8 protein-coding genes and 1 tRNA gene are annotated in these 6000 nt (G+C 46.4%); 5 read left to right on the plus strand and 4 right to left on the minus strand.

Going from position 1 to position 6000, the window contains the following annotated elements; genetic code table 11:
• Nucleotides 1–258 precede the first annotated feature (258 nt).
• From csgD to csgG, 4 genes are read left to right on the plus strand one after another with little or no spacing between them, the layout of a single operon-like run.
• Nucleotides 259–924 (plus strand): biofilm master transcriptional regulator CsgD, encoded by a 666-nt coding sequence (csgD, locus tag GC128_RS00385; protein WP_151992639.1) that lies wholly within the window; start codon nucleotides 259–261, stop codon nucleotides 922–924.
• Between the two features lie 4 nt (nucleotides 925–928).
• Nucleotides 929–1318 (plus strand): curli production assembly/transport protein CsgE, encoded by a 390-nt coding sequence (gene csgE, locus GC128_RS00390; RefSeq protein ID WP_151992640.1) that lies wholly within the window; start codon nucleotides 929–931, stop codon nucleotides 1316–1318.
• 9 nt (nucleotides 1319–1327) lie between these two features.
• A complete protein-coding gene (gene csgF, locus GC128_RS00395; protein ID WP_034456254.1) occupies nucleotides 1328–1744 on the plus strand; it encodes a curli production assembly/transport protein CsgF in 417 nt (138 codons plus the stop codon).
• A gap of 40 nt (nucleotides 1745–1784) precedes the next feature.
• Nucleotides 1785–2618 carry a curli production assembly/transport protein CsgG gene (gene csgG / locus GC128_RS00400; protein WP_151992641.1) on the plus strand — a complete coding sequence of 278 codons (834 nt, stop codon included), beginning with the start codon at nucleotides 1785–1787 and terminating at the stop codon, nucleotides 2616–2618.
• A gap of 44 nt (nucleotides 2619–2662) precedes the next feature.
• Here csgG and GC128_RS00405 read toward each other — a convergent pair whose 3' ends face one another.
• The 4 genes from GC128_RS00405 to ghrA all read right to left on the minus strand — a co-directional run bounded on the left by GC128_RS00405 (nucleotide 2663) and on the right by ghrA (nucleotide 5597).
• A complete protein-coding gene (locus GC128_RS00405) occupies nucleotides 2663–3142 on the minus strand; it encodes a DUF1097 domain-containing protein (RefSeq protein WP_151992642.1) in 480 nt (159 codons plus the stop codon).
• Nucleotides 3143–3244: 102 nt separating this feature from the next.
• Nucleotides 3245–3799, minus strand: coding sequence for a TorD/DmsD family molecular chaperone (locus tag GC128_RS00410; protein WP_064517763.1), 555 nt, complete (start codon nucleotides 3797–3799; stop codon nucleotides 3245–3247).
• A 37-nt stretch (nucleotides 3800–3836) separates the two neighbouring features.
• Nucleotides 3837–4574: a phosphatase gene (locus GC128_RS00415; RefSeq protein WP_064517761.1), complete on the minus strand. Its 738-nt coding sequence runs from the start codon at nucleotides 4572–4574 to the stop codon at nucleotides 3837–3839.
• A gap of 81 nt (nucleotides 4575–4655) precedes the next feature.
• On the minus strand, nucleotides 4656–5597 hold the full coding sequence (ghrA, locus tag GC128_RS00420) for a glyoxylate/hydroxypyruvate reductase GhrA (RefSeq protein ID WP_151992643.1): 942 nt from the start codon (nucleotides 5595–5597) through the stop codon (nucleotides 4656–4658).
• Between the two features lie 206 nt (nucleotides 5598–5803).
• On the opposite strand from ghrA, the gene GC128_RS00425 reads away from it, so the two are divergent.
• Nucleotides 5804–5891: transfer RNA gene (locus GC128_RS00425), tRNA-Ser, on the plus strand.
• The last annotated feature ends 109 nt before the right edge of the window (nucleotides 5892–6000 follow it).

The raw sequence follows: 6000 nt of genomic DNA on the forward strand, positions 1-6000 counted from the left end.
AAATCCCCATCTGCAACATTTTAATATCTACAGTTACATTCTGTAACAGCTTTAACACTTGCTTTAAGATTAGTAACCGCTAGATTGAAATCAGCAGTAACATTTTGTTTAACACATTAAGTCAGATCGTAACTTAGCGATATTTGACAGTGTTATATTAATTTCAAACACAGCAGTGCAGCACCTATCAGTACTTCTGGGGAATTAACTTTCTGTTAATTCAGCTGATTGATGCGCGAACTCGGATGGAGTTTCATCATGTTTAATGAAGTCCATACAATGAATAGCCAGACGTTAAGTGTTCAAAGTTTATTGTTGATCACAAAACCCTCGCTACAAGCTACTGCGTTATTACAGCATTTAAAATCCTCACTCTCTATAAATGGGAAACTTCATAATATTCAACGCTCTCTTGAAGATGTCGCTGGAAATGTTGTGGTGCTTTTCGATATGGTCGAGGCCGATAAAAAGCTGATTAACTACTGGCAAGATAACTTAAGTCGTAAACATAACAGCATTAAGTTGTTGTTATTAAACACTCCTGAAGAGTATCAATTCCGTGACATTGAAAACTGGCCACATATTAATGGTGTGTTTTATATGTCAGAGGAAGAACCGCGTGTGGTAGAGGGTATCCGTGGTGTAATGGATGGAGAATGCTACTTCTCCCAAAAATTAGCCAGCTATCTTATTAATCACTCAGGGAACTATCGTTTCAATAATGTCGAGTCGTCCCTTCTGACTCACCGTGAAAAGGAAATACTTAATAAATTGCGTATTGGCGCCTCGAATATCGAAATCGCGCAGTCGCTATTTATAAGTGAAAATACGGTAAAAACACATCTCTATAATCTGTTCAAAAAAATATCCGTAAAAAACCGCACTCAGGCGGTTTCCTGGGCAAATGATAACCTCAGGCGATAAAGCGATGAAATTACATACTGCTTTAATGCTGGCGTCAGTCTTAGTCTGCGCCTCCGGGGGGGTACGCGCTGTCGAGGTGGAAGTCCCCGGTTTATTAACGGATCACACCGTTTCCTCTGTAGGGCACGACTTCTATCGTGCCTTTAGCGACAGGTGGGAAAGCAGTTTTACCGGAAATTTAACGATAAATGAGCGACCCAGTGCCCGTTGGGGAAGCTGGATAACCATTACGGTCGATCAGGATGTCATTTTTCAGGCTTTTTTATTCCCCTCAAAACGTGACTTTGACCGTAATGTCAATTTCGCATTGGCTCAAACCGAACAAGCGATTAATCGCCGGCAAATTGACAAGACATTGTTGAGCACCGGTGATTTAACCAGCGATGAATTTTAGGAGGCTGTCATGCGTGCAACTCATGCAGTTCTATCTTTGCTGCTCATTTCTCCCCTTTCGTGGGGAGGAAATATGACGTTCCAGTTCACAAACCCAAATTTTGGTGGGAACCCCAATAACGGGTCTTTTTTACTTAACTCTGCTCAAGCGCAAAACTCGTATAAAGACCCGAGTTTTGACGATAACTTTGGTATCGAAACGCCATCTGCGCTGGATAACTTCACTCAGGCAATCCAGTCGCAAATTCTCGGAGGTTTGTTGACCAACATTAATACCGGTAAACCAGGGCGTATGGTAACCAATGATTATATTGTCGATATTGCTAACTCTGATGGGCAGCTGCAATTAAATGTGACTGACCGTAAAACAGGGAAAACTTCGACTATTCAGGTTTCTGGCTTACAGAGTTCATCTACTGATTTCTAGTGGATCTTAAATAATCAAAAAGTATTTAAGGATAAACATCATGCAGCGTTTACTTCTTATCGTAGCGGTGTGTTTATTGAGTGGCTGTTTAACAGCGCCACCTAAAGAAGCTGCGAAACCTACACTCATGCCTCGGGCACAAAGTTACCGTGATTTAACCCATTTGCCGGAATCAAAAGGTAAGTTGTTTGTCTCGGTTTATAATATTCAGGATGAAACTGGGCAGTTTAAACCCTATCCTGCAAGTAACTTCTCAACCGCGGTACCACAGAGCGCAACAGCTATGTTGGTTACTGCTTTAAAAGATTCACGCTGGTTTGTGCCATTGGAACGTCAGGGCCTGCAAAACCTGTTAAACGAACGTAAGATCATTCGTGCAGCTCAGGAAAATGGCACCGTTGCAGAGAACAACCGCAGACCACTAGATTCTCTAATAGCGGCAAACGTAATGGTTGAAGGTTCAATTATCGGTTATGAAAGCAACGTGAAATCGGGCGGTGTTGGCGCACGCTACTTTGGTATCGGTGGCGAGACACAATATCAGCTTGATCAAATAGCAGTGAATTTACGAGTAGTAAATGTTAGTACCGGTGAAGTATTGTCATCGGTCAATACCAGCAAAACAATTTTGTCATATGAAGTGCAGGCCGGGGTATTCCGTTTCGTTGATTATCAACGCTTACTGGAAGGTGAAATCGGCTACACCACCAATGAACCTGTAATGATGTGTCTGATGTCAGCAATAGAAACAGGGGTTATTTATCTGGTTAATGATGGTATTAATCGCGGTTTGTGGGATTTGCAAAATCCGAAAGATATAAACAATCCGATACTGGCTAAATACAGAGAGATGTCCGTCCCTCCTGAATCTTGATAATCAACAGATAATAAAAAACCAGCCTCGGCTGGTTTTTTTATTTATTCGGCTATCACTTGAGATTCAGCCTTCGTTTTCCGCGCCGCAAGCCACAGTCCGCTATTTTTCATCGCAAAACCAAACACCAGACCGAGTAATAAAGAAGGCACGACAATCCGCCATTCACCTTGGTTTGCAAAGGTCGCGCAAGCACCAATAAATGTCCCCGGCACAAACGAGAGCAACATATGCTTAGCCTGGATACACATCAGAAATGCCACAACGCCGGTCACCATGTAGCCCAAAATCTCCAGGTGAGGCGCTAACGCGCTACCGTGAATGATGACCTGAGCCCATAATACGCCGCTACATAATGTGCATGCAGAAATGAAAAGACCTTTGATACCGCCTTGAGGACACGCAAAATATGCGGTGCAACCAAGGAAGCCTGCCCAACTGATTAGACCAAGACTCACCGCAACCCAACCCCAGAGGCCAGAGAGAATACCGGTGGTCAATGCAAGAGAGATAAGTATGTTCATAGCGGCACATCATAGCAGAGCCTTATAGTTCAACCACGATCTGCCGCACATTTTTTGTAAACCAAAAATCCAAGTTGCACTTTATATGTGATTTAAATCACATTACTCATCGTCGGATTCTTCAAGTTCATCGCGCATTGCCTGAATGGCTTCACGGCTAATTAACGCCAGTGTGCGGTAAAACGGCGTTGTAGAATGCGCTTCGACTTTGCCAAGGAAAGTGCCAGCCCACGGCATCAGATAGTCGTCAAACAAGCGAACTTGCGCTTCAAACTCATCTTCCTGTGACTGATCTTCAAGCCAGGAAGCTGCCAGCAACAAAGTCCCAAAATGATCGGCTGGTGTTTCGGCAAGCGGCATACCGCGCTGTTTTAGAAACTCGCGCACATCCCCCTCATTACTGCCTGCTTCCCACACTGAGCGATAAGGCGGCACGCTACACTCCTCACCAACAAACAGCGCATTGTAATCAGCAGCCAGCTGTTGAGGATCGCAGCTCTGTTGCAGACGAGTCAGTAACTCATCTTGTTCCAGCGGCCAGTGCTCTGCCAGTTTGCCTTCGCGGATCATCGTCAACAACGGAACCAGAAGCGGATCCTGAGGCTGGCGATAATAAAGTGATCCTAAAATGCGGCAAATAATTGAAAACTCATTCATGCTAACGATCCATTTAGTAGAGATTTAAAAACAGAAATTAAAGTGTGGCGAACTCTTCGATTGGCGCCATACCGCGAGCTTCGAGGAAGCCAAGCATACGGGCGACTGAAACATTCAGAATACGATCTTCCGGGAACTCAACTTCGTCGAGAATTTTGCGGCACTCATCAAAATCCCCGAGAGTAAAGGCGGTGTGGGAATCTGAACCCAACGATAACCAGCCACCGGCATCACGTACTGCGGCAGCAATCGCACGGCAGTTCGGGCCGCTGCCCTTACGTGAATGAGTAAATGAGGAGTTATTGAGCTCCAGCGCGACATTATATTTTGCTGCCGCCTGCGCTATAGCAGGAATATCGACCGGGAATTTGGGGTTTCCTGGATGGCTGATAATGTGGACATTGCCACTCGCCATTGCAGCAATCATCGCTTCGGTGTGAGTAGCACTATCCTGAGGCGGGAAAACAGGCTCATGGAAACCAGCGATAATCAGATCCAGTGAGTCCAACATCGGCCCGGTGCAGTCAATTTCACCAGCGGTATTTTTTATATTAGATTCGATACCACGCAAAATACCGACACCATCGACCACTCGTGGCCAGATGCGCATATTCACAAAGTGCCAGTAATGAGGCGCGTCAGCCATATCCGGGCCGTGATCGGTGATAGCAAACAACTTGATACCTTTGCTTTTAGCAATCGCAATGTAGTCATGAAGGGTGCTATAGGCGTGGGTGCTGGCGACGGTGTGCATATGCAGGTCAACGGGATACATGGCTCTCTCCTTATATGTCTTTCTCGCAAGGATAGCAGTTATCACCGTGGTTTTTTAGCCCGGCGCAAGCCGGGCTGTGCATTAATAACCGTGATGCAAAGAAACCTGGCCACTCGGCGACTCACCGTTTTCAATCTGGCGGATCGTTTTGGCAATATATTCCATTGCCTCCTGAGGACGGGTGACGGCTGCCAGATGTGGGGTTATGGCAATACGCGGGTGTTTCCATAGCGGGCTTTCCACAGGAAGCGGCTCTTTGGCGAAGACATCGAGCATGGCCCCTTTCACTTTTCCGCTCTCAATGGCGGCAAGCAAATCACTTTCAACCAGATGCACGCCACGCGCAAGGTTCATTACGAAAGCCTCATCTGCAAGTTGATTGAGCAACTGGCTGTTAATAATGCCCACAGTTTGTGGAGTATTCGGCAGCAGGTTAATCAACACACGAGTGCCATTAAGGAAGTCACCCAGTTGTTCAGTACCCGCAAAACTGGTTACGCCCGGATACTCTTTTTTGCTGCGGCTCCAGCAACGCACCGGGAACCCCCAGGCCGCCAGGCTTTCTGCTACTTTCCCACCCAGTACACCCGCACCAAGCAGGCCGATAGTGAAGTCTTCACGGCGATAATCATCCAGCGGCTGCCATTTTGACTGCAGCTTTAATGCCTGATAATCATCGAACCTACGGAACCAGTGCAATACCTGACTCACCGCGTATTCCTGCATCTGCAGCGCCATACCGGTATCTTCCAGACGAAATAGCGGAACACCTGCTGGCAGCATATCTGGATGAGCCTGAAGCTTACTCAGAATGGAGTCCACACCCGCTCCCAATGCAAATACCCCTTTCAGCGTCTCGCGCCCACTGAGCATTTCCACCGGGGGATGCCACACCAGGGCGTAATCCGCAGGCTGGTTATCACCAGGATGCCATTGGCGAACCGTGGCACCAGGAAGTTGCTGCTGCATACCTTCCAGCCACAGTTGCGTATTAAATGTTGGGTGATGAAAAATAATGTCCATGCTTTCTCCATTTATTCTTAGGCTTACGCGCAGCCCTAAACAATACATGAGATGAATGTAATAAAAAATCAGCGTGTAATGCTGTTTTAAGAAGCAAGTTGCTTGAAGTTTGGCTGAACGCACCAGATTTACTCAAAAGTGAATTGACGCAGGCCGTTCTTTTCCCTACATTAGCGCCCGTTCCAGATGTCAGGGAACAACAAAACGGTGAGGTGTCCGAGTGGCTGAAGGAGCACGCCTGGAAAGTGTGTATACGGCAACGTATCGAGGGTTCGAACCCCTCTCTCACCGCCATATTCCAAGAGAAAGTCTGAATTCACGTTCAGACTTTTTTTTCGCCCGAAACCCGTTGAGAGATGGGTGAGAACCCTCGACCCGAGGTTCGACAAATGCTTTAGCATTT

The sequence above is a fragment of the Buttiauxella massiliensis genome, assembly GCF_902500225.1.
Taxonomy (GTDB): domain Bacteria; phylum Pseudomonadota; class Gammaproteobacteria; order Enterobacterales; family Enterobacteriaceae; genus Buttiauxella; species Buttiauxella massiliensis.